The 25040-nt window shown below is 36.7% G+C and carries 23 protein-coding genes; 14 read left to right on the forward strand and 9 right to left on the reverse strand.

Going from position 1 to position 25040, the window contains the following annotated elements:
• Positions 1 to 105: 105 nt before the first annotated feature.
• From uvrB to AC04Q1_RS08090, 4 genes are all read left to right on the forward strand, one after another.
• The gene (uvrB, locus tag AC04Q1_RS08075; RefSeq protein ID WP_478363518.1) at positions 106 to 2148 is read left to right on the forward strand and encodes an excinuclease ABC subunit UvrB; all 2043 of its coding nucleotides are present in this window, start codon (positions 106 to 108) and stop codon (positions 2146 to 2148) included.
• Between the two features lie 76 nt (positions 2149 to 2224).
• The gene (locus tag AC04Q1_RS08080) at positions 2225 to 3517 is read left to right on the forward strand and encodes a DUF3472 domain-containing protein (protein ID WP_478363520.1); all 1293 of its coding nucleotides are present in this window, start codon (positions 2225 to 2227) and stop codon (positions 3515 to 3517) included.
• A gap of 56 nt (positions 3518 to 3573) precedes the next feature.
• Complete coding sequence (locus AC04Q1_RS08085) at positions 3574 to 3771, forward strand: YwbE family protein (protein ID WP_478363522.1); 198 nt, start codon at positions 3574 to 3576, stop codon at positions 3769 to 3771.
• Positions 3772 to 3938: 167 nt separating this feature from the next.
• A complete protein-coding gene (locus AC04Q1_RS08090) occupies positions 3939 to 4187 on the forward strand; it encodes a DUF4834 family protein (RefSeq protein WP_478363524.1) in 249 nt (82 codons plus the stop codon).
• A gap of 76 nt (positions 4188 to 4263) precedes the next feature.
• On the opposite strand, the gene AC04Q1_RS08095 is transcribed toward AC04Q1_RS08090, so the two are convergent.
• Positions 4264 to 5016, reverse strand: coding sequence for an SDR family NAD(P)-dependent oxidoreductase (locus AC04Q1_RS08095; RefSeq protein WP_478363526.1), 753 nt, complete (start codon positions 5014 to 5016; stop codon positions 4264 to 4266).
• A gap of 98 nt (positions 5017 to 5114) precedes the next feature.
• Between AC04Q1_RS08095 and AC04Q1_RS08100 the strand changes: the two genes are divergently transcribed.
• A complete protein-coding gene (locus tag AC04Q1_RS08100; protein WP_478363528.1) occupies positions 5115 to 5474 on the forward strand; it encodes a winged helix-turn-helix transcriptional regulator in 360 nt (119 codons plus the stop codon).
• Positions 5475 to 6100: 626 nt separating this feature from the next.
• On the opposite strand, the gene AC04Q1_RS08105 is transcribed toward AC04Q1_RS08100, so the two are convergent.
• From AC04Q1_RS08105 to AC04Q1_RS08115, 3 genes are read right to left on the reverse strand one after another with little or no spacing between them, the layout of a single operon-like run.
• Positions 6101 to 6508, reverse strand: a complete 408-nt coding sequence (locus AC04Q1_RS08105; RefSeq protein ID WP_478364089.1) for a TlpA family protein disulfide reductase — start codon at positions 6506 to 6508, stop codon at positions 6101 to 6103.
• Positions 6466 to 6639: a hypothetical protein gene (locus AC04Q1_RS08110; protein WP_478363530.1), complete on the reverse strand. Its 174-nt coding sequence runs from the start codon at positions 6637 to 6639 to the stop codon at positions 6466 to 6468. Before AC04Q1_RS08110 ends, AC04Q1_RS08105 begins: the two co-directional genes overlap by 43 nt.
• 28 nt (positions 6640 to 6667) lie before the next feature.
• Positions 6668 to 7033 carry a hypothetical protein gene (locus AC04Q1_RS08115; protein WP_478363532.1) on the reverse strand — a complete coding sequence of 122 codons (366 nt, stop codon included), beginning with the start codon at positions 7031 to 7033 and terminating at the stop codon, positions 6668 to 6670.
• Between the two features lie 860 nt (positions 7034 to 7893).
• On the opposite strand from AC04Q1_RS08115, the gene AC04Q1_RS08120 reads away from it, so the two are divergent.
• Together AC04Q1_RS08120 and AC04Q1_RS08125 are read left to right on the forward strand one after the other, a co-directional pair.
• Complete coding sequence (locus AC04Q1_RS08120) at positions 7894 to 8880, forward strand: restriction endonuclease (protein WP_478363534.1); 987 nt, start codon at positions 7894 to 7896, stop codon at positions 8878 to 8880.
• Between the two features lie 144 nt (positions 8881 to 9024).
• Positions 9025 to 10083: a DUF4365 domain-containing protein gene (locus tag AC04Q1_RS08125; RefSeq protein ID WP_478363536.1), complete on the forward strand. Its 1059-nt coding sequence runs from the start codon at positions 9025 to 9027 to the stop codon at positions 10081 to 10083.
• A gap of 100 nt (positions 10084 to 10183) precedes the next feature.
• Here the strand turns inward: AC04Q1_RS08125 and AC04Q1_RS08130 are convergent, their stop codons facing one another.
• The 5 genes from AC04Q1_RS08130 to AC04Q1_RS08150 form a co-directional block, all read right to left on the reverse strand.
• A complete protein-coding gene (locus tag AC04Q1_RS08130; RefSeq protein ID WP_478363538.1) occupies positions 10184 to 11668 on the reverse strand; it encodes a metallophosphoesterase in 1485 nt (494 codons plus the stop codon).
• Between the two features lie 5 nt (positions 11669 to 11673).
• Entirely contained in the window at positions 11674 to 11988 is a 315-nt protein-coding gene (locus AC04Q1_RS08135) for a hypothetical protein (RefSeq protein ID WP_478363540.1), read from the reverse strand.
• A gap of 267 nt (positions 11989 to 12255) precedes the next feature.
• Positions 12256 to 13260, reverse strand: coding sequence for a lipase family protein (locus tag AC04Q1_RS08140; protein WP_478363542.1), 1005 nt, complete (start codon positions 13258 to 13260; stop codon positions 12256 to 12258).
• A gap of 111 nt (positions 13261 to 13371) precedes the next feature.
• The gene (locus tag AC04Q1_RS08145) at positions 13372 to 14997 is read right to left on the reverse strand and encodes a hypothetical protein (protein WP_478363544.1); all 1626 of its coding nucleotides are present in this window, start codon (positions 14995 to 14997) and stop codon (positions 13372 to 13374) included.
• 364 nt (positions 14998 to 15361) lie between these two features.
• The gene (locus tag AC04Q1_RS08150) at positions 15362 to 17077 is read right to left on the reverse strand and encodes a pentapeptide repeat-containing protein (protein WP_478363545.1); all 1716 of its coding nucleotides are present in this window, start codon (positions 17075 to 17077) and stop codon (positions 15362 to 15364) included.
• Positions 17078 to 17872: 795 nt separating this feature from the next.
• Between AC04Q1_RS08150 and AC04Q1_RS08155 the strand changes: the two genes are divergently transcribed.
• The 7 genes from AC04Q1_RS08155 (at position 17873) to AC04Q1_RS08185 (ending at position 24412) form a co-directional block, all read left to right on the forward strand.
• Complete coding sequence (locus AC04Q1_RS08155) at positions 17873 to 19105, forward strand: ImmA/IrrE family metallo-endopeptidase (protein ID WP_478363547.1); 1233 nt, start codon at positions 17873 to 17875, stop codon at positions 19103 to 19105.
• A gap of 2 nt (positions 19106 to 19107) precedes the next feature.
• Positions 19108 to 19701, forward strand: a complete 594-nt coding sequence (locus AC04Q1_RS08160) for a P63C domain-containing protein (protein ID WP_478363549.1) — start codon at positions 19108 to 19110, stop codon at positions 19699 to 19701.
• Between the two features lie 910 nt (positions 19702 to 20611).
• On the forward strand, positions 20612 to 21493 hold the full coding sequence (locus AC04Q1_RS08165) for a hypothetical protein (RefSeq protein ID WP_478363550.1): 882 nt from the start codon (positions 20612 to 20614) through the stop codon (positions 21491 to 21493).
• Positions 21494 to 21539: 46 nt separating this feature from the next.
• Positions 21540 to 21893, forward strand: coding sequence for an STAS-like domain-containing protein (locus AC04Q1_RS08170; protein ID WP_478363552.1), 354 nt, complete (start codon positions 21540 to 21542; stop codon positions 21891 to 21893).
• On the forward strand, positions 21880 to 22416 hold the full coding sequence (locus tag AC04Q1_RS08175; RefSeq protein ID WP_478363554.1) for a PIN domain-containing protein: 537 nt from the start codon (positions 21880 to 21882) through the stop codon (positions 22414 to 22416). Before AC04Q1_RS08170 ends, AC04Q1_RS08175 begins: the two co-directional genes overlap by 14 nt.
• Positions 22417 to 22680: 264 nt before the next feature.
• A complete protein-coding gene (locus AC04Q1_RS08180; protein WP_478363556.1) occupies positions 22681 to 23751 on the forward strand; it encodes an AAA family ATPase in 1071 nt (356 codons plus the stop codon).
• 4 nt (positions 23752 to 23755) lie between these two features.
• A complete protein-coding gene (locus tag AC04Q1_RS08185; RefSeq protein WP_478363558.1) occupies positions 23756 to 24412 on the forward strand; it encodes a DUF4276 family protein in 657 nt (218 codons plus the stop codon).
• Positions 24413 to 25040 lie beyond the last annotated feature (628 nt).

Genomic DNA, 25040 nt, shown 5'->3' on the forward strand with positions numbered 1-25040 from the left:
ACTTTATAAATTTAGCGAAATTAGCTTGTTATAAAAAAACAGTAAAGTTTTCTGACTTTCTCCTGTTTTACTCTTTACTGCTTAAACCGTATATTTGATATACTCATGAAATTTAAAATCACCTCAGAATATCAGCCTACCGGAGATCAGCCTAGCGCTATAAAACAATTGGTTGATGGCGTAAATGCCAACGAACATTATCAAACGTTATTGGGGGTTACAGGATCGGGAAAAACCTTTACAGTTGCCAATGTGATTGAGCAGACCCAAAAACCTACCCTGATTTTAAGTCACAATAAAACTTTGGCCGCACAGCTTTACGGTGAGTTTAAAAACTTTTTCCCCGAAAATTCGGTGAATTATTTTGTTTCTTATTACGATTACTATCAGCCAGAGGCTTTTATAGCTTCAAGCAATACTTATATCGAAAAAGATCTGAGCATTAACGAAGAGATCGAAAAACTACGTTTACGCACCACCTCTTCATTAATGAGTGGCCGCCGTGATATTATTGTGGTATCCTCCATATCCTGCATTTATGGTATGGGTAATCCGGAAGATTTCTCCAGAATGGTTTTCCGTTTTGGCGTAGGTTTGAGGATCTCAAGAAATGCATTTTTACACAGCCTGGTCGAGATTTTATATTCCCGTACCACAACGGAGTTTAAACGTGGAACGTTTAGGGTGAAGGGCGATACGGTAGATATTTATCCTGCTTACCTTGATCATGCTTACCGCATTTCATTTTTCGGCGATGATATCGAAGAGCTTTCAGCCATTGATCCTGTTTCAGGTAAAACTTTGGAGAAACTCGAAGATATGGCCATTTATCCTGCCAACCTTTTCGTTACACCAAAAGACAGATTTAATTCATCGATTTGGGGTATTCAGGAAGAACTTGAAATCCGCAAGAACCAATTAATTGCTGACCGCCATTTACTTGAAGCAAAAAGACTGGAAGAACGGACCAATTTCGATATCGAAATGATGAAGGAACTTGGTTACTGTTCAGGTATCGAAAATTATTCGCGTTTCTTTGATGGAAGGCAGCCAGGCATGCGCCCTTTCTGTTTACTGGATTATTTCCCGGAAGATTACTTAATGGTAATTGATGAAAGTCATGTTACCGTTCCGCAGATTAGGGCGATGTATGGTGGAGACCGGTCGCGTAAGTTATCTTTGGTTGAATATGGTTTCCGCTTACCGGCTGCGCTAGATAACAGGCCTTTAAACTTTAACGAATTTGAAGCCCTTGCCCCACAAACCATTTATGTGAGCGCAACGCCAGCCGAATATGAACTGGAAAAATCAGAAGGTGTGGTGGTAGAACAGGTAATCAGGCCAACCGGTTTGCTAGACCCTGTTATCGAAATCAGACCTGCCATTAACCAGGTTGATGATCTTTTGGATGAAATAGACACTACCATCAAAAATGGCGGACGTATTTTGGTAACCACTCTAACCAAACGCATGGCTGAAGAATTAACCAAATACCTCGATCGCTTAAATATCAAGACCAGGTACATCCACTCCGAAATTAAAACCTTAGAGCGTGTAGAAATCCTCCGTGGCTTACGTTTGGGAGAGTTTGATGTTTTGGTTGGAATCAACCTTTTACGTGAAGGATTAGATTTACCAGAGGTTACCCTCGTTGCCATTTTAGATGCCGACAAAGAAGGCTTTTTACGTTCAGAAAAATCATTGATCCAAACCATTGGCCGTGCCGCCCGTAACGATAAAGGGCGCGTAATTATGTATGCAGACGGCATCACTGAAAGCATGGAGAAAACCATTTCGGAAACAAACAGGCGTAGAGATATACAGATTGCCTACAACCTTGAACATGGCATCACACCTAAAACCGTTGGCAAATCGAGAGAAGCCATTTTAGAGCAAACATCGGTGCTCGATTTCTCGCAGAAAGCCAGCGATAATAAGGCAAGGGCTTACGTAGAAAATGCCGAAATCAGCATTGCTGCCGATCCGATAGTGCAGTACATGGGTAAAAATGAATTGCAAAGAGCAATTGATACTACCCGCAAGGATATGCAGAAAGCAGCGAAAGATATGGACTTTTTACAGGCAGCAAAACTGCGGGATGAAATGTTTGCTTTAGAGAAAATGTTCAACGAAAAATTCGGCAAGTAACGATTTAGTTTTATAGCATGATTTTTAGATAATTTGGATTACAATTGCAGTCAATAAGTTATCTAAAAATCATCAAATGAAATCTTTTAAACTAACAGCACTGATCGTACTCGGTGTTATGGGCATGAAAAGTTATGCCCAAAATGCTTCGGCAATTTCGCTGCCACTGGCGGGTAATGCCTACAGTTCCTTACACCAGGATTCAGAGAGAACCTTATCCAATAGCGGGATTGTAAACTGGTCTGATCAAAAAGAATATTTTACGGCTTATTTCAGGATTTCTAAACCCGGAAGGTTAATGATCTCGCTGCGCGATAAACCTGTTTTGGACGGACAATCGGTCTTGGAATTCTCTATTAATAATCAACCAAAAAAAATAAGTTTTGATGAAGCTAAACCTTTCGCTGGCAAGATTGGCGAGTGGACCATTAAAGATACCGGCTATGTGGCCCTAAGCATTAAAGGAATAAGCAAAAGTGGCGCTAAGTTTCCTTCCATACAAACTTTATCCATTGATGGAACAGCCATCGAAGGTAAAACGGCCTATGTTAAAAACAATGAGGGAAACTTTTTTCATTGGGGCAGACGGGGGCCATCGGTTCATTTAGGTTATCAACAGCCTGAAAACGTAAATGCGGAGTGGTATTACAACGAAGTAACTGTACCAAAAGGCGAAGATATTTTAGGCTCTTATTTTATGGCCTGCGGCTTTGGTGAAGGCTATTTTGGCATGCAGGTAAACAGCCCAACAGAAAGGCATATCCTGTTCTCCGTTTGGAGCCCTTTCAATACCGACGATCCTAAAAGCATCCCTGAATCGCACAAAATTAAAATGCTTAAAAAAGGTGAGGGGGTACACACCGGAGAATTTGGCAATGAAGGCGCAGGTGGCCAAAGCTATTTAAATTACCTATGGAAAGCCGGAAATACCTATAAATTCTTACTCCATGGTGTACCTGGAAAAGATAGCTTAACTACGTATACCGCATATTTCTTTGCCCCTGAAACCAATAAATGGCAGTTAATAGCCAGTTTTACCAGGCCACAGACAAAAACTTATCTAAAACGCTTCCATTCCTTTTTAGAAAACTTCTCACCAGTTCAGGGTGACTTATCCAGAAAAGTTTTGTTCGATAACCAATGGATCTGCGATGATAAAGGCACCTGGACCGAGTTAAAGTCTGCCCGTTTTACCACCGATAATACCGGAGTAAAAGGTTACCGGATGGATTATCAGGGAGGAGTAGATAAAGGTGTTTTTTATTTAAAGAATGGTGGTTTCTTTAACGATTATACGAAACCAGGAAAAATCTTGACCAGAACTTCGACTGGTAAAAAACCACAAATAGATTTTAGCAAATTGCCATAACATTCAAAATAATTATGGAATTTTGAAGCTTTCATCATTATCTTATTACAGCAAACATGGACGGGCAAAACAGAAAAGACATTTATCCAGGATTAGAAGTCGGAATTATCCTGAAGAAAGATCAGCGGTCGGGAAACATCACTTACGGAACGGTTAAAGATCTGCTTACTTCTTCCGCATTTCATTCGAGAGGGATAAAAGTCAGACTCGAAGATGGCCAGGTTGGCCGCGTGGCTGAAATAGTTGAAGACTAATGACAGGCAGAAGATAAATTTTCTGTAAAAGAAGCTTTATAAAGATCGACTAAAACCATTATAGGCCATTATACGTATTATATTGTAATCAAATTGCAATTAAAGGCGGAAAAAGTAACAAAATAAATTTTACGACGTCTATATTTGTAACAACAGTAATTTAAAGAATGGTATTAGTAAAATTCATTTTCATCACGATATTGGTACTTTGGCTGATCAGAATGTTGATCAGGCTAATTCTGCCAATGCTGTTTAATAACCTCGCGAGCAAGATGCAAAGTCAGGCTACCGGACAGCAACAACAGAAACGGTCAAAACCTGAAGGTTCTATTTCGATAGATTATATGCCTCCAAAGCCCGATCAAAGTAAAACAGATAAACTCGGCGACTTCGTAGATTACGAAGAAGTAAAATAAAAAGAGCCCTGAACTTGTTTCAGGGTTTTTTGTTTTTAATCTACTGCAGTAATCAGGATTTCAAAATGTTACCTTGTCAGAATGCAGAATGGCTGGCGCCACCATCGACAACCGATACCGTTCCCGTTACATACTTAGCGCGAGTCGAAACCAGGAAAACGGCCATATTGGCCATATCCTGTGGCTCGCCAAAATCTTTTAAGGGTATTTCACTTTCCGCAAATTTTCGGCGTTCATCACCTGGGAAATAAGAGCGGATATTATCGGTATCAATCAGCCCAGGCTGTAAACAATTTACCCGGATCCCATATTTACCTATTTCACCGGCAAGCTGCTTAGACCACATGGCCAAGGCCGCCTTAGCCACTGCAGATACATTTAAAGAGCGTAACTCATACGTACTGGTGATATTGAGTATGACACCCTGATTGCGGGCGATGAAATGTGGCAATAATTGTTGTGTAAGCAGCCGAGGTCGCTCAAAATCGAGACCCATAGTTTTAATCCAGGGCTCCTCGGATCCTGAAATAGCAACTGGCTGACTTTGACCAGCATTGTTAATGAGAATATCGATGTGGCTAAGTGCAGATAAGGCCGCGGAAGCAATGATCTCCGGAGCATTGGGTGCAAGTAGGTCATGTGCAAAGATCACGGGCTCCTGATGACCAAGAGCAACGATTTCCCTACGAAGACTCTCTAATAAATCTTGATTACGCCCGGTAGCAAAAACTTTCACCCCTTCTGACGCGAGCTCCTTTACAATAGCCCTACCAATTCCTTTACTGGCACCTGTAACTAAAGCTGTTTTTTCTTTTAAATATAAGTCCATATTTATTTGCTTTTAAAATGACCTTGCAATAATAACTCATACCACCTATTTTTATAGGATGCACAACCACTTGTACGGTACTAACAAATTCGTAAGTAATGACAGCCAGGAAAGAAAACTCGACCTATACGCTTAATGAAAAATTTATAACCGATTGCGACCTCACCTATGCGGCTAACAAAATAGGCGGAAGGTGGAAAATCGTCATATTAGATAAACTTGGGAACCAAAAATTAAGGTTTGGCGAACTGCGAAAAGAATTTCCATATATATCCGAAAGAATGTTAACCCTACAATTACGCGCATTGGAACAAGATGATCTTGTAAAACGAACAGTTTACGCCGAGGTACCTCCAAGAGTAGAGTATGAACTAACCCCAATGGCGATGGAGTTTCTGCCAATTTTTTGTCAGTTAAGTGCCTGGGGTAAAAAAAATAAAGCGTTAAATAATCGGTAAATAGAATTAGCACTTTTCAAGAACAACTAATTTTTTTTAAGGAGTGGCCCGATTTAACAAAAAAGCCAGCAGTTATAGGTAATTACTGGCGAAAGGAGTGGTCCCGACGAAACCAGAACAAGTTTTATTTTAACAACTTTCTGACTATCAAATACTTGTAAAATACAATTTCGACTCACTAACTGTCAAAATGACGGTTTTTTGGCTCAAATGTTATCACTCAAATCTACAAAATTGATTCGTTTTACACAAGAAAAATCATCTAGCTACAAAATATTAGGAAATTAAAAATTGATTTCCGCGAACATTTCAGTAACAATAATACATACATTTACCCTAATTCTATTACAATTGCCAAAACCTTTTACCCTAATTTTGTGACAAAAAAGCAATTAATTTACCCTAATTCTGTGATGAAATATTCGCTAATGAACCCTAACGTTGTAACAACAAGTAGTTTTGAAATAAAAGTATCGCCCTATACGTACCTATAGGTTCATTTTATTATTACTACTAAAAAAGAACAGGAACTCAATGCTTGCAGGATACAACTCTGGGCGGATATTCTGTGGCCTGGGGGATTATTTAACAGTGTAACAAAACCACCAAGAATCCTGGGAAGGCAGTTAATTCTTCGTTAACATTTTTTCAATGTTTTCTTTTAGAAGGGAGATCCGGTAGTCGTTGGGCATTACGATTTTATTTTGTGCGTCAAGAAGAAATATGGCAGGGATAGCGGTAATGTTATAGGTCTTATTGATCAGCTTATAATCACCTGGAAGATTTGAAATATTCACCCGTGGCATATTTTCTTTTTTTAACGCTCCTTTCCAGGCATCTATATCATGATCGGTTGAAATGCTCAACATATTTATTCCTTTACTTTTATAAGACTGGTAGAGCTTTTTTAGTTCCGGGATTTCTTGCCTGTATGGTCCGCACCAACTTGCCCAAAAAACTATGATGGTTCCCTTTTGGCCCTTTATGTCGTTCAGTTCGATTTTTTTCTGTTTTCGTCGAAATAACTGAATGATGAAAAACTAACACCGTGTACAAGATTTTTACTCTGTTGGCCGAAGATTGAAAGTGATTTGCCTTTTGGTGTTTCCATCATTTTACTACTAAAGATCTTGGTTATCTGGGCCAGTTCGGTGGGGGTTAACATACTTGCGTTCTGATAAACATTGAGTAGATTAGCCAGCTGCCTGGATGTTGTGTGCCCAGGCTGAACAACTTTTTTTAAAAGCAATCAGGCTGTCGTTCCTGGAATTTATTACCGCAGAAATTGCCGTTTTGTTGCCGGCTTTTTTTAAACCATCAATTTTTAGGTCGAGTTTATATGTTTCGGGAACCAACAAGCTATATTGCTCAGCCATATTGCTCTCTGCTGATCCGGTCAACTGTAAGCCCTTTGGAGATTTTGTGTCTCCGGTAATTGTGATTTCAGTATTTTCCAGAATAAAACTGCTGCTTTTTTGGTTGGGGTGGAATTTATTCTGAAAAATTAAATATCCTTGTTTTTTGGTTAAAGAATCAATGTAAAAGATACTGTAGACCAAGATGGTTCAAGTAGGGTTGTATCTCTGTGCAAGGTGAAAATTCCGTTGTTTACTCCTGCTGAATCAATCGTTGGCGAGGATAGATTTCTTGACGAATCTCTTTTCATGGTGTTGAGATAGATTTTTTTCGATGGGATGTTGCTTGCCTTTATTCTTATCCGGTAAGATTTATCTTTTTGGGCAAAGGAATGGTTAAAGGCTATAAAAATTGTCAAGAGCGTTAGCCAGTATTTCATGTACGGTTAGATTTTACCCCTAAAATAGATGAATAAAGATGGCGATCCTAAAGTTTTAAAATTAAAGTTTAATTAATACCGGAAAGGTTTGTTGAGACCCGTTTATAGGTGTATTTTATGTCGTTAGATTTAGTTTTAGCTGCTTAATGTGTATTCACCACGGTAACATACGCTTTCGCCACGTTAATGCTAGGTTTTAATGGCGTGCCTAATCTCTTTAATAGGATTGAACGAGACAATTTTCTGTTAATTAAAATTCGTTAACTCAGTGTTGTGAATTGGTTTGGGAAATTTACACTGACTACTTTTTATTAGCTCTGCTGTATAATTGGTGCACTTGGAGCAAAATATTTGGTTTCGATATTGTTTGATGCTGATGGCTAAGGGACGCTGGCACTTTTTGTAGTCGCTTTTTTGAACCGGGACAGAAGGAGGGCAGAGAAAGGAATTTGATGGTTTTATGCGGTGGAGAGATAGGAGTAGGTGAGTTCATTGTGTTATCCTGTTGGCCTGCTTATCAATGTGAAATTTAGTTCGGCTTTATTATTTGGTTTTCTTCTGTACATAAAGATCTGAAGGAAAATTTTATCTTAGCCAAAATGATTATTTTACTGAACAATTTATATGGGCGCGTTCACAGCCAAAACAACAGATATCATTGACACAATTATTGATATAATAGCCGTTAAAACAGGGATCATATTAAACGAGCGCGAATTATTGAAACTCATTGCAGAGGACGACCTCAACCTATCAGACCAATTAAAAATTAAAACCAGCGTTATTAGATTTCGGTCAGAGGCATTTGATGAACTTCTGACAGGCATACGCTTCAAGCTAGGTGATGTTGCTGATACGAGGCCACCATTTGTGATTGTCTTGCAGCTTATGATGTCATGGGATGCAAAGGGATATGATACAAATTTTTGGCAGAAAAAGGTACTTCGAATGATGAAAGATATTGGGCCTGGAGAAAGTGGTATGATTGACCCGACCTCAATCATCTTTGAACTTGTTGAACAAGATAAACTGCCTATAGCTTTTGTGAAAGACCTCTTGATGACATTTGTAGTAAACCAGCAGCGAGGTAATTCCAAATTTCTAAATGACGGTGATATAATTATAAAAGAAACCCCTTTGGCAGATTTATTTAGCAGTGATATTGCGGATAGTGGTGAGACATTTATTGCCCAAAAGTTTATAAATTATCTTGCTGCTAACCCAGAAAAACTCCAGCATATCCATTGGCGTAATTTTGAAAAATTTTGTGCGACCTATTTTGATCGGCTCGGGTTTACGGTAGAACTTGGCCCTGGCGGGAACGATGGAGGAATAGACATTGTAATTAAAGATTCCGAAAATAAAATAAAAAGTCCGTTGATCATAGTGCAATGCAAGAGGTACAAGGATTCAAATGATGTTTCCATCGAGACGGTAAAGTCTTTTTCTACAGATGTTACCTTTACCGGTGCAAAAAAAGGAATCATTGCAACTACTTCAAGAATTGCACCTGGAGGCAAAAGCGTAACGATAGAACGGAAATTCCCTTTGGAATTTGTAGAAGCAGACGGAATAAAAGATTGGGCACTGGTGATGAGCAAACCTAAATAATATTAGCGAACTCTCTTTATCGTAGGTGCCCCGTTTCAACCGGTTTAGCAACATCGAATCTAAACTGGCGTATTTAGTATCATTAGTGCAAAATCACACTGAAACCAGAAAGGTTTAAGGACATAAATTGGAGTATAGTAAACTTTGAAAAATAATATTATGGCTGAAACAAGAAGGGGAAATGCCCAACATATTGGAGATAGGGCAGAAAGTACAGCTCTTTACATTATTTCAAAAAATAAAAATTGGATTGGTAGAAAGCTGCATAAAGATTTTGGCGTTGACCTTGAATTGGAATTAGTTGATAATAACGTTGTCACGGGACAATATGTCAAAGTTCAGGTTAAAGGAATGGAAAAGTGCAAAGTTGTGAATGGCGAAATTCAACTTCAAACAGAGACAAAATTTTTAAAATATTGCGAAGAGTGTAGAGTTCCGATAATTCTCTTACTAATAAATACCCAAAAGGATATTGGATACTATGTCTGGATACAGGAGTATATCCGGCAATATGACGTCGAGTTGGAGGGAGCAGCATCCCGGACAATTAGTTTTTTTGAATCAAATGACTTCTCTGACGGACTTCAACATCACATCCGTAATATCGCCCTTGGACGAAATCACACGCAGCTACAATTAGATCTGAAGGCCTGTGTTAGTTCTGCATTCTTACTGGGCGATAATGCGATTTACGAAAAGCTATCTGAATTAGCGATTGCTGTTTCTAGGACTAGTTCCTTAGAAATTAGCAAGGTACTTGATGACCTGATTATTTTGGGCAATAAAGTAAGGGGAACGAGTAAGGGGAATCAAAAAGCCGAATTACTGTATAATTTGTGCCGAAAATATGGCAAAAGTTTCACAGCATCACATATCGATAAAATGGTAAGCCGAGGGAATTCACTTTCACGAACTGGAATCAACGCTCTAGGTATACTTTATGACGAGTTCCCAACTCACATAAAAGCTTTGGATCTCTCCAAATATTTTGACGAGAATTACGATTTCCGTCTCCAATATTACTGCGCTATCCGAGATAGATATCCCAGCGAAACGAGTTGGAGTATATGGGCAAAAAAAGATCTTGATCTGAAATTTAGGAACATGAATATTCCAGTAGAAGGTCGCGAAGATCTCTATTTAAAATGGCCCAATCGAGGAGAGTCAGCTTTTATTGATTTTTTACAAATATTTCGAGAATAGTCCTTGTAAATTCAAGATAACCAACTTTTTCGGACTAAACTGACCACTTCTTATACTAAAAGTGGTTAGTTGACTTTTTTGATCACATTTACAACTCCAATTAGGCCGTTCTTTTCGTTTCGTCTTTTGGCATTCGAGCATATATAAATGATGAAATCGCATGGCCATCCTCGAAAATCATTTTCGCTTCTATCAACATTGGTCCCCAATACTGATATGCCATGCAAAAATCCGGATTGGTCTCTCGCTCGCAAATAATTTTTTTGAATTTATTCCCCGCCGACCACTCTACAGTAGCTAGTTTAGGCCCGGTTTGCATTTCTGGTCTATGCGGTACAATCCATGCTCTAACCTCATAAGCTTGATTTGGTATAAGCGAGGGCATTACTTCAACAACTGGCATCATCCCTCGTTGTATTTCGTATTTTCCAATCCTTTCTTTATCGTCATCGATATCTGCTAAGCGGAATTTACCAACCGGCGGTATCGTTTGGTACGGCGAAAGTATTTTGTCACTAATATTTACTGTTTTCCATTTCCACTCATCTGGCGCGAGTAGTTTCTTTCCTTTTCTAACTAAACCTCTAGTAATAACTTGAACTCTTGCTTGATTAGCCGCTGGGTGCCATTTTATTGTGATCACACTATAAGTGTTACAAGCTGTGTCAACAGTGTCTGGTAGTTCTTTGCTTCCACAGCTTCCTCCAGAAATAACCAATTGAGGGATTTTTGTGCTGTTTTCCGACCACAATGGTAGAGGTTCATAATTGAATATTTGCGGGTAATGTTTATGCCCATGTAAAATTAAATGGAAATTGTTTTCGCTTAGCAATTCCAGAAGATAGGCTGCGTTTACAATAGAATCGACCCCGCGTCCCGACTCAATAAAAGCGGGCAACAGAACGACGTGATGATGCATCATCGCGACTTTGATGTAATCTTCATAATCTGGGCTTTGTGATAATTCTGTCAACTGTTGTCTCAACCTTTTAATAGAATCCATATCTACCTGCCCACGACTGCTATCTTCTGTCCCTTTTTCAACATAAATACAACAGTTAATTTCTGCTATCAAAAATTTGTTACCATCAATATTGTCAGTGTGAACTTGGGTAAAATCCATGGGTCTGTGGGCCGCCGCGACTGCCCTTTCATTACTATAAAAGCGATTATAGAAATTGGTATATGGCTGAAAGCGTTCGTCGGGCGAATGCGCATCGTAAGAAACGTCATGATTCCCAGGAATAGCATACACATTCTTTTTGGCAACGATGCGGTTCATAATTGGTTTACTAATTAGGCTATCAAGGAAATTTTCAGCTTCTTTAAACTCATTATTTTTAGCCTTTTGCGTGAAATCTCCTGAGATGGCCAAAATTAGAGGCGGTTGAGGATGATCGACATAATCAGTAACGTCAGAAACTGTGGCACCGAAATCTGTTTGAAGATCATTACTAATTAGTTCAGCTAATGTAGGGATTCCTGCTCGCGAAGCCGATGGCGCTGGGTTGCAGATGTGATAATCTCCAAAATGTAAATCCGACAGATGGAGTATTTGAATTTGATTAGTATAAGATAGAGACATATAATTTAGATATAAAATTCTGAGATCAGCCTTGTTCCAACAGCAGCAAATGAATCCTTACTGTTCCCATTATCTTTAAGTTTAACTCTTATGAATGCTCCAGAAACGATTTTTTCATTGCCAGGACGTAGTTCAATACTAAAATTTGGCTCATAGGCATTTTCCTGGTAATTACTATTTTCTTTCCCTGACCATTTTGTCCAAATTTGAGCTTCAATATCTGAAGGGCCTGCGTTAAAAAGTATAAGCTGGGTATTTGTACTTCCTTCGATAACAATAGGATCGTGACTATTCGTCACAGGAATAATAGAGTGATACATGAGAGAGTTATTTTAAGCTAATTTAGTCTTTTCATTTATATAAACAATAGGGGGCAATTTTTTAAAAAAGCAATTTAAAAATAGGCCAAAACCTTGCCAGTCTACTGAGCCCAGACTAAAAGGTCTTTGCCCAGGATGCGGCAATCTAGTCACCGCTAAGTATGGCACCATTAATCCATCATTGGACTCATCTGAAATGTACTTTCTACATTTTTTTTCGTATCAATATAATAGGCAATTATATTTTCCCTAACTGCTCATTGCCATTTAATTGCAAATGGTCTTAGGCTTACCTTTTAGTTCCATACATGGGAAATCACCAATTGATCGTAGATTTACTTCTTCGATCTTATTTCGACTATTTTTTATTGCTTTGAGGTGCGATGATAGAGCATGTAATTTAAATTCCGTCAAATATTCCTTCCCATTGAATTTTACATAAGCTTCAGTCTCCCTGTATAATAAACCGTCATTGCAGATTCTATAGAACTTACCAAAGTGCGCTACATCATTCCTTCCAGCACGCGGAACATAATCTTTATAGTTTACAATATCGTAAACTATACTCCCATACTTACCTTTCATTTCGTGGTTTACTATGCACCCTACGGCCAATGGTGGCGCAAAATGGTAAGCACCTGAAAAATTTAAGTTGTTTTGTTTTAGTGGTTCAATAAACATCTGAGAAATCGCTGCTCCAAGTGAGTGACCCGTCAGATAAATAGGGAATTCCTCTGTTTTTCCATTTGAGTTGCATCTTGAAATCATAGCTTTAATCTGGTTGATTAAATCTTTTTTAAGCATTAACCGCTGTAGTGCTTTTCTAAATCCTCCATGACCCGGAGGCATGTATGAAAGCGCTGCGTCCGATTCTGGCGTGTTTTCGTAATTCCAATATTTTGCATCGGAATACCAATCTTTTAATATCGTTGGCTCCGTACCTCTAAAAGCGACAATCAAAAATTCTTTGGTGCCGATAAGTAGCACTTGATTATGATGTAGCCCGTAATTATCATCTATAAATTTGTATTCAAAAATATTATCGGAATAGGTTGCTTTAAGTTTACTGAAAAGAGCTGAAATCTTGTTCTCCTTCCAGTAAGCAATCTCCGATGCCTGAGCGCAAAAAATTGATGTGTACTGATCATATTCCGTGAAATTTTGTTTAAAAAGCTTCGGATTTAAGTCGCCCACAAGTACACTATCCTGCCCTCTACTAATAAGTGATAAGGATGTTAAACACAGAATAAACAAGGTTATAAACTTTTTCATAATTAAACATGGCTAGTTGGTAAATGGTTAGTTTAAAATTTGTAAATAAACAATGGCAATATCATTTGTAATGTTGTGTCTACAATTCCGCAGAGCTCCTTTCTAACTAGCTTAAAACTCAACAGCTGTCAAATCAGATTCGTTAAAGGCAATGTATTTTAATGGGATATTGACAATGGCTTGAATTTCGTTGAGGAATCTCAGGTCTTCTGCGTCGGGTTCATTTGGTCCAACTATAACTATGTTTTTTTGTTTTGTGCTTTTTTCCTGATGGTGATAATCGAATAATTGGCCGATACCTTGCCTGATGCAACTGTACACACTCGCCGAAGGCTTTATCTCGTAGATATGAACTTCATCTGCTGTGACCCTTATAGCATCTATATTGCGTCTTTCTCCAGTGCAGTGATCACCAGGGTAAGTGTCTTTTAGATACCTTATAAATTTATTTTGTATCCTATTATGATGGCGGTTTACAATAACAGAAGCGATAGCACTCCTCTCAAAACTTGATTCCGTTTTCTCGTTATAATCTTCGTCCAGTGCATCATTAAATTCGTTACCTTCGGGCTCTTCTACAATGATCTCATCTCCATGCTCAATTTCATCGTCATTATTTATATCCCCCGAATACCAACCGAAAATATTATAAAATACGGCTTTATCTTTCTCTGGAGTAAGTTGATGTATAGTTGCTGCATAGGTTTCGCCGGTGTGATTTGCGAATCCCGCATCGAGAAACTCTACGTGGATATGGTGGCCTAATAAATCTTCATCATGGAAGTATATTTGGCCATTTCTTGAAACAACCTGAGCATAAGCAATAATGGTGAGCTGTCCATATGCCCCATGAGACTTAACAGCAATAATATCGCCCTCTTTAATTTGTGAAAACAAGCGGAAATATCTTTGTATCACATGTGATGATGGCTTTTCTTCCTTCCAATTTTCTGAAACAAATTCATTTACTGCGCTCATTTCAGCATTCATATAAGCACTGAAATCAACCCAGTCCAGCCATCCCATCGCAATGCAACCATTTCGCAAAAAGGTTTCCATTACATTAACAGAATCATTCCCACTACCATCTCCGTACTTGCTTCCGATAATGTAATAGCTTTTTTTAGGTTGTTTGGTCCGATTCGCAAATTCCGAATAGGTACGATATGCAAATTCCACTACATCCTCTCCTTCTGGTTTTTGCTTAAGGATATTCTCTTGTAAAAAAGAAATCAACTCATTCCCATTAAAGGTAAGACCCAATCCATTTGATATCGCTAATAATGCTCGAATGCTATAAACAGGTAGCAGCTCCTTTTCCGAAAACAGAAAGGCTATCTTCCATTTTGCAATAGCATGAAACCTAATGCCATCGATTGCCTTCCAATCTTTCTTTTGGCTCAGCGTAACAATCTCTACTATAGATTTCCTGATCTGCTCGAATGCTTCATTCAAATTATCTCCTTTGTTGGCGTTATAAGCATAGTCGCCCTCCATCCTAAATCTCTTGTCCTTAAACTCTTTTTTGTCTTTTGGCCTCCAAAGTTCGAATTTGTTCAAAGAAATTCTGCCAATTGCCCCAAGGCTCTTTGTGCCATATTCGAGCCAATAACATAGGGAATCATGATCAGATAAGTCTGCATATTCATGAATACTCATTGCCTTAATTCTTTCTAGGCTCCAGGATTTAAGAAACGCATTAAGAATTACATCAAAGTGTTTAGGGTTTAATTCCATTGAGATAACGATAAGTTTAGATAAAGACTAAAGTAATCAATTTATATAACATTGTATTTGTAAATCTACTATCACAAAGATTTATTATTCTTCTTAACTCGGCTATGACTTAGGCAGGAATTGCTCATCCACGAGAAAATTCTACCAGATACGATGAACTTCCTTATGAAGAGCGCAGGGTTTGGAAAGGAACTTAGTTCATCTTAACATCGTTCAAACTGCAATCTTGTGCATACTAGCTTAAATTTCAATCAAAGGAGCCGAATAGAGGAACAGGAAAGAAGAAAACAATAGAAACAAAAAACAACGCAAATAAATCCCTATAAGCCAAAAACCCAAACGCATAAAAAACAAAGAAATCCAATTATTTTCCTGCGAACTTTCTGAAAGCCGCAACAGTTTGATACACGCCATAACCTACAACGATCCTAGATAACATGATTACCGTAAAAGAATGCCAGTCTGTAGCCAAATCCGATTGACGTTTATAAAGCGGAAATGAAGCTAAAAACTCAGCAAAGCCATTTACCCAGATGAGCAGTGCATTTCCTGTCTGGCTAAGCGAGGCTTGCAGAGAAAAAAATACGGGGGGACTGGGCAGGCTGAAAACAAAAAGCAGATACATCAGAGCGGAAGAGGCAAGCGTAAATAGCAACCCCCTCGACCAGCTAAGGCCATGGTTATTGGAGATATAGTTTAAATAAAGCAGTATCTTATCCCATCCCCAGTTCATTTCCATACGGAGAAAATGCATCTCTTTTGCTTTATACACCAGGGAGGCACTGCGGTTGCCCTGTTTTTCCATAGCCAATTTAAGCTGACGGTAATTTTCTCTGCGATAAGTATTATCGTTTATCTTCTCATCTTCGGCGATCACATAGCCCCACCTCGGATCACTGGTTCCAATCATAATATTAGGCGGAAGAACAGAATTTGAAAGAACTATATTGCTTACCTCGCTTCTTGCAATCACAATCTCATCGAACTTTCTGAAATCTATATTCACAAACTCAGTCTTATCTATATTAGAGTCAAAGATGATTAGAAGATGATTATTGTAGACCAATCTGATATTGGCAAAGGTTAACCTATTGAAATTTAAAAAACCCTTGATGGTGATTAAATGGGTATCGGTATTACGGAAAACAATATTACCAAAATTACTGCAGCCAAGAGAGATCGAATTTAAGATGATATCCTCAAATAAAATGTTTCCACGGATCACCCCATAAATATCGCATGAAAAATAGTGGTGGAGAGAACGCTCGACATTTCCGTAACAACTACATTCAAAACTGCTGTTAAAATCACAATCGCCCATACGCACAGAAGATAAATTGCCGTTGCTAGAAAGACTTACGCGTTGTTTCGCTGTAACGCTATCAAGAGTTAAGTTATCGCAGAGAAAGCTCTCATGAAAAATGGTCATCTGGTTTAATAGTACCCGGTGCAGCCATAATGATCCCACGCTGGTAGACTGTTTAAAATCAACTCGTTCTAAAAAAGAACAAGAATCTATTGACATATGCTCGATAATTACATCGAGCCCATCGATAGAGAGTTTACCATGAAAATTACCATCGGAGAGATAGCAATGCCCAAAAGTTCCCGTTTTAATCATAAGGGCGGCATTCACCTCCTTAGAATCAAAATGTAAGGTTTCAAAATTCCCTCCGGAAAAGGTAATCTCCGCTGGGAATTCTTTTCCAGTATTCATGTTGCCCTTGAATCTAAGCTCAGCATAAGATCCGCCATCAAAATCCAAACGCTCAAAGTTTAAGCTAGAAAAAAAGAGTTTGCCTTCAAAAGTACAGTCCAAAAACCGGACAGAACGCTCAAAAGTCACGCGCTCAAAATGAACATCAGACTTAAAAGTGCAATTTTTAAAAAGCACCGGCCGCTGAAATATACCAGGTTCTACTTTAAAATGGTTATCAAAAAAACAGTCAATAATCTCCATTAAATCAGCCATTTGAGATGCGCTAAAAGCTACTTCCGAGGTTATATGGTATCCTTTAGCTCCGCCATTGCGAATGTCCTCTCTGAATTGTCTTATGTCTGTTAAGAGTGAATCTTCCATAAATAAAAATGAAGGGTAAATTAAGAAATATCCGCTAATTAAAACGGAAAGCACAAATTGAATAGAGAAATAGATACTCTTCAGAAGAGAAAAAGGCAGGCTATATCGTCACACAAAATTTGCTAAAAAAACATTTAGCAGGGTCAATATCTATATTAAGGGCAAAATGATTTAAAGTTCTGTTTAGTCCATTTGTTGAGTTTTACAGCATCCAGATAATATTTACAAAGCAAAAGAGCTTCCCATACATCTTTCTCTCCTCCGTCTTCCTGTTGTGTTTATCATATTCAATATAAGATATAAAAAACTGAGGTGAAACAGCTAGGCATATATCAATTTAAATTTGAACATATCGTTTAACTCTTTCCATTTTGCCCTAGATTCAAAATAAACTTGTGAAACACTGGAACTAAAACCCTCTGAGTGTACAAACGATGCAGCGTAAGAATAATACGAGGTAATGAACTGCGTTGGTAACGGCCTTTCCTTAATAAGCTTGTTGCAATTGATGAAACTAAGAAAATTCTGCTTGCCAGCTTCGGTTTTTTGGACCGACTCCTGTATTCCCGATTGTAATGTCTGAAACTTATTGCTACTTTTAATTTCATTAATCATACTAATACCTGATTTAATTATGAATAAATCTAATACAGGCAAGCTATGTATTTTCTATTAAAGCCCCCATCAAAAACAAAAACAACAAATAAGGTAGAAGGCCACTTTTTTTTGTAAATAATTTGCATTTGGCGTTAAAACAACTACCTTTACACAAGGTAACTATACCTTTTTTTTGTTATGAACAATAGAGATGAAAAAGATTTTGATGTAGATAAAGTGCTTAGCGATTTGTTTAAGCCAGCTCCATTTGTAAGTAATGAGACTTTATTAGAAGTATTTGATAGGAGAATTTCGGAACTTAATATCTCACGAACAACAGCCCTAGATATTTTAAAAATTGAACGAGTTACTTTACTTGGCATATTGGAAGGGAAACAGAGAAGAGCGGACTTTAGTAATTTTTTAAAACTTTCGCATTTCTTGAAGATAAAACCTGATGAAGTAATTAGCCTTTACCTAAAAGAACTAATTAAAAACTTCCCAGAATACAACGGCAACTCCCAGAGAAATGTAGAATTTATTAAGGATAATTTTGACCTCGCAGTTTTAAAAAAATCTGGCTTTATAGATAGCATAACTGATTTTGATGCCATTGAGAAAAAAATCGTTTCTCACTTTGGCTTATCTTCGATCTATGACTATAAACGGCCCAGTAGAAGTATTGCTTTTAGTAGCGGCGTTATTGCACCAAAAAATGAGTTAACAAGAGATTTTTGGCTGAATAATGCTGAAGATGCTTTTAAACAGTTAAACAACCCTTATGAATATGATCGCAAGTTACTGATAGAGTACTTTCCGCAGATTAGGTGGCACTCTACCAATGTGGAATTAGGACTATTAAATGTTATTAAGGATCTTTTTCAACGTGGTATTACGGTGATTTATCTTCCATCAATGTCTGATCTGCATCTTAGAGGAGCTACTATTCAATACAATGGAAAACCATGTATAGTGTTATCGAATTACCGAGGATTCTACCCAACTTTATGGTTTGCTCTTATCCATGAATTATTTCACGTAATTTTTGACTGGGATGAAATAAAACTAGGTAACTATCATTTATCAGAGGAAGAGCCAGATAAATTAACCTTGCTAGAAAAGGAAAACGAAGCAAATAACTTTGCTCGTGAATATCTTTTTTCGACTGAGAAAATGAAAAAAGTTAAACCCCACTTGGCAAACGACGATTTTGTTTATGAATTCGCTGATCAAAACCATATTCATCCGAGTTTTATTTATGTTTTTAATGCCCGGGATTCAAAAGACAATAGAACGGCATGGGCTAGAGCAAGGAAACATAATCCCGAAATACAATTTAAAAAATTACTTACCGCACTAGAAAACAGCTGGAGAGAATCTACTCCAGTCGCAGAATATTTTAAAAGCAATAAATACAAACTTTATTATTAATTATGGAAGATTCGCTTAATCAAAAAAAGTCTCAAGAAAATGTAGTTTCGAAAAAGCAACTACTAAAGGAAGAAAGGGAAAACCTTCAATTATTGTTAATTCAAGGTGCAGAAAACCTTATTAATGACAAATTCTCAGATAAATTCCTAGACAGACAAAATGAGAAAATAAAATTAATGAGTGGGGTCGAAATCTCATTAAAAAGAGCGCGAGAAATCCTAACCTCTATTGCACAGAATCATCCTTCTCAATTTGATCTTGATTTCTATGTTTCTGTTTTTCGAATCATGAATCTAGAAGGAGACCCGTCACGCTATTTTAAAGACAGGAAAGTAGCAGCCTTTACAAACGAAGTAATCTATGGTAGGTTTGACAAAGAAATTTTGCCAACATTACAACGGATGAATAATTATGTTGGATATTGCATCAGAGCAAAACATCATTATCAATTTCTAAATGATGAAGGTATCCTGAAATTGCAAGAGTATATACAAGAGGCAAAGGATGTCATGAATAGCTCTACTACATATTATGAGTTTCGAGTAAAAATGTATAATCTCTACAATATTCCTTATCAAATACAGATGACTTTCTAGGTTTTTAATATAAAACGGCGGACTCTTAAAAAGTATGCTACAAGATTAATGAATTTAAAACAGGATTAGCAATATTATTGCTCACTGGTATAGGTACCCTGGCGTATGATTCTTATAAAGATTAGAATCTGTTTACCACGTGAATAATACATTTTCTGTTGTTAAAGATTATACATTAATATTTTTAACATATAAGGTTTCCTTGTTTTGGATTTTACTGATCTTATATTAAGCATTACAATTATTCGTTTTGTTATTAAGTTTAAGAAAGACGCATTAAATCAACCTTTCCCTTATGAAGCATATATTACCGAACGTTTGAAAAAATGGAGATGGTCTTGGCGCTACAATATATATAATAATAAAATTTCAATTATCGACTTAAGACCGCACTGCCCTCATTGTGATACCACAATGCATTATGACCTGCGACATGTAGAATCCAAATGTCCAAGATGTGAAAAACACTATTACGGAAATTCTAGTGAGGATATGACCGATATAGAAGCCTTAATATATAGATAACATCAATAGGAAAAACCTTTTAAACCCTTAATTATACACGTTACTCTTATTTAGCTTGTATAAATATTAATTTAAATTAACGACGTTAGATTTAACTACATGGTTTTTCTTTGCCCTATGTTTTTTACATAGGCCGTAATCGCAAATGTTAGTTGTCTCAATAATTGAATCTCAACTGACGTATTAGTAAGAATCAAACATCTACTCCACCAATAATGCCTGTTAAGGTTTTATCTTTGGTCATTTATAAAATAACTTCTTATAAGTTATGGGAAAACTGGTTATTTGCCTAATTAATTTATTTTTACCAATTAATATGGTATTTTTTATATTACCCCATCTAAATTATTATCTTCAACTTAAATTAACACTCAATTATTTATAAATGATAATTCAGGTTCCTGAAGAAATAAAAAGCGAATTTGAAGGGTATGAATATGTCATCCGACTTACTAATACCCTTAAAGAAGCTAGAAATCAAGACATTACATTTGATTTTAGCCTTGTAAATTTTTTAGAGGCAAATTTATGTGCTTTAATTGGAGCAATATTTGAAATTCTTGAGTCTCAAGGAAATAAAATAAATATTATAAACATGACTCGAGGTGTAGAAACAATTCTTAGAAAGAACGGTTTTTTACAGGTTTTTGGTTATACAAAAATTGTTGATCGTTATGATACCTCGCTAACCTATAGAAAATTTATGCCAAATGATGATATTGGCTTCAGCTTATATATTCAGGAGCAACTATTAAACAAAGATGGATTTCCTAAACATAGTGACAAGCTTGGCAAGGAGATTGTTAAAAGTATCTTTGAAATGTATGAAAATGCGAGGACTCACGGCAAGTGCGAATATATCCACACTTGCGGGCAGTTTTTTCCAAGAAAGCAAGACAAACCTTTACACTTTACAATTGTTGATAAGGGCATAAACATAAAACAAAATGTTTCGCAGTATTTGAAAATGGATTACGATGCGTCTGAGGCTATTAAGTGGGCGATGATCAAAGGAAACACTACAAAAATTGGAAATACCTCAGGTGGTCTTGGAATGAGCGTCATTTTCGATTTTATTACCTTGAATCGTGGAAAAATTCAGGTTATATCGTCGGATGGATTTTATGAATATAAGAATGGAGTAGTTGAAACAAAGAAGCTTAACTATGTGTTCGATGGAACGATTGTAAATATCAAATTTAATCTTAATGACACAAATCACTATTCATTGACAAGTGAAATAGAGGATTTTGAAAACATTTTTTAAATATTACGTATCTTTGTAAATAATGATAGCAAATAACTTTCAAACAATGGAACACTTAATCATCAAGGACATAATCAAATCTGAACTTGCAGTATCTACTGAAAAAGGGAATGAGGTTTTTGAGTTGGTAGATTCATACCTCAAAAAAAATGAGAGAGTGGAACTGGATTTTGCAGGAATTACAATAATGATCACTGCCTTCCTTAATGCAGCAATTGGCAGACTTTACAGCAATAAAGCATATACAAGAGATTTCCTTAATGGCCATCTTATTTTGCAAAATGTAGAAGAAGACGACCGAATTCTTTTTAAAGATGTCATCCAGAGAGCAAAGGAGTATTTTGCAGACAAGGAGAATTTTGAAAAGAATTCAAATGATGCAATTTATGGAATCGATTAAGCCAAAAGATCATAAAGTTACTTTTGCAGATAAATTTTTCTTTGATACGAATATCTGGCTTCTTCTGTATGGTACAATAGCTGATTTTCAAAAATCAGATCAAAAAGCTTATTCATCATTATTCAGTGAAATTTTGATAAAAAAAAGCGCTTTATATACTTCTTCGCTTATTTTATCTGAATTTGCGAATGTACTTCTTAGAAAGGATTTTAAACAGTGGGTCGATAAAGGTAAGCTTATAAATCAGGACTTCAAAAGAGATTTCGTAGGAACTAATCAGTATAAGAAATCAGTCTCTGTAGTTACTAATTTAATTAACAAAATTTTAGCGTTACCTTCTCTAGTTCCCATCTCCGATGACTTTTCATCTATAGATAAAAAGTCTGTTTTAAAGAGGTTTGAGACAGTAGATTTTAACGATTCTTACATATCAGAATTAGTAGAAAGATCGAAAACGATCTTAGTTACCAACGATAAAGATTTTCTCAAAATAACTATTGCATCCAAGATAATAACAACTTGATTCTTGGGTAATATATTGTAAAGTGATTCTGATTAATTGCAAAAGGTAGCAGATTTTTTTGGTTATATTGCCGCCCTAAGTTTCAAAAATTATAGTAGTTTTACCGAGTCAGGGGTTGATTTTACATCGTATATATGCGATTCAAACCTCGCAGAATACGTGTCTTGAAATCCCTTCTTTTTTTGAAGAGTTTGAGTTTATGCATTTTTTTGGCTTAGATTTAATAATTAAAATACACCGCATTCAAATTCAGAACAAGAAGTAATGAACAAAATTAGGATAGAAGGGTACAAATCCATCAAACATCTTGAACTTCAATTAAGATCTATTAATATCCTTATCGGCGCAAATGGAAGTGGAAAAAGCAATTTCTTATCCTTTTTTGAATTCCTGCAAAGTATCTATAATCAAAATCTGAAAGAATATGTTGCACTGAATGGAGGGGTTGAAAAATTTCTTCATAAAGGCGATAAAGTAACTGAAGAAATCTCTGCTCGTTTATGGTTAAATCGTAATGCTTATTCATTTACTCTAAAAAAAGCGGAAGAATTTTTCATTTTCACAAAAGAAGGCTTATGGTACAGCGGAAATCCGAATATAAATAACCCCCAAGATATTGCTTCCCTTTCAACGGAATCCAACCTTCGTTACAATCACATGCCAAGAGCGACTTACATTAAACACTATCTTGATGGATTGAGAAAATATCATTTTCATGATACAGGTGAAAATTCCCCATTTAATAAGGAATCAAATGTTGATAATGATAAGTACTTTCTTTATAGTAAAGGGCAGAACATGGCCTCTTATCTTTATGAGGTTTACGAAGAAAATGCTGCAACGTATAACTTAATTGTACGAACAATACAGTCTATTGCTCCCTACTTTCTAGACTTTAGCTTTAGACCAGATAGGAATCGCAACATTCGCTTAAGGTGGAAAAGCAAACATAGTGAAATGATCTATGGGGCAAATGATCTGTCAGATGGGACAATTCGCTTTATTGCGTTGACTACTTTATTTATGCAACCGACATTACCCGAAACAATTATTTTAGATGAGCCAGAACTAGGGCTTCATCCTTCGGCAATTGCTAAGCTAGGAGGAATGATTAAATCGGTAGCATCTAAAGGCTGTCAAGTTATTATAGCCACTCAGTCCACAGACTTGATAGCGCATTTTGAGCCAGAAGATATAATCACTGTTGATCAAATCAACGGTGAAAGTGAATTCAACAGATTGGATAGTGAAATGTTAAGCCAGTGGCTTGATGATTTTACAATTGATGATCTATGGAAGAGAAATATTATTGATAAAGGACAACCAAATTATTGATAATATGAAAAGGATCATCATAGTTTGCGAAGGGCAAACAGAACAAATGTTCTGTGAGAGAACGCTTGCCCCGTATATGCTTGGGAAAGGTTATATCATCCAAGCTCCAACAATTAAACATTCGAGAGGAGGAATTGTAAAGTGGGAAATATTACAAAAACAAATTGAAACGCACCTAAAGTCTGATCCTACGGCTTTTGTAACTACATTCATAGATTATTATGGAATATACAGCAAGTTTGGTTTTCCTTTATGGGAAGATTGCGAAAAAATTGTAGATAAAAATCACAGGATGAGTTCTCTTGAAGCAGGTATGAAGGGCGGAATTGATGGTGCGTTTCATAATCGCTTTGTGCCATATATGCAACTTCATGAGTTTGAAGGTTTGCTATTCAATGATATCAACATTATTAAAGATCAAATTCCTAAACAAGATTTGGTCGGCGTAGCAGAACTAGAAAAAACTTTCAATGACTACGCCAATCCAGAAATGATAAATAATGGTGCGACCACAGCACCTTCTAAACGGCTTTCTAGAATAATAAGCGGTTATAATAAAATAGTTTATGGAGACATTCTTGCAGAAACCATTGGACTTGTCAGAATTCGCAGCAAAAGCCCGAGATTCAATGCTTGGATTACTACGCTTGAAAGTCTTTGAGGTGACACAATAGTGTGCATTTAGTGAAAGTCAATTTTTCGCCACTTTTGGCAGTAAAATAATTTCGTCCAATACTTTTCTTTTATTAATGCATTCAACTGAGATATACTATCGTTACAAAGTGTGTAATAGGAAAAATCAAGAATAAATGGATGCTGTAAAAAACAGAATAGAACAAATCCTTTTTACGAATTGCAATTCCATATTCAGTAAAGACAAGATAAACTATTATTGCTAACAGATTAATCCTAATCAATAATATTCTCGGCATTTGTATTTATTACCCGAGATAACTAAACGTTACTATTTTTTGCCTTAACCTGTGCAAATATATTAAATCTTAATTGCCTCCATGATTGATACCTTAACCCAAGTTGTTTTGGGATGTGGTGATTGAGTATGTTCAGTAGCTTTCGTGTATTTGTGTTGGAGAGGACTTTGATGTAGCTTTGCTTAAACAGCGGTTTCATGATGCAACTTTTTCGATGATTACCATTGCTGTTAATAATGGTTTGGATTTTGATAGTACAAGTTTAAGAACTAGAATTTTTCCGTAAGTTTTTCTGCGAGTTCCGGTGGAACATTGGGGTTGATTTTTAAGGTCAATGCTTTATTAATCAGAGAAATG

The organism is Pedobacter humicola (assembly GCF_056490705.1).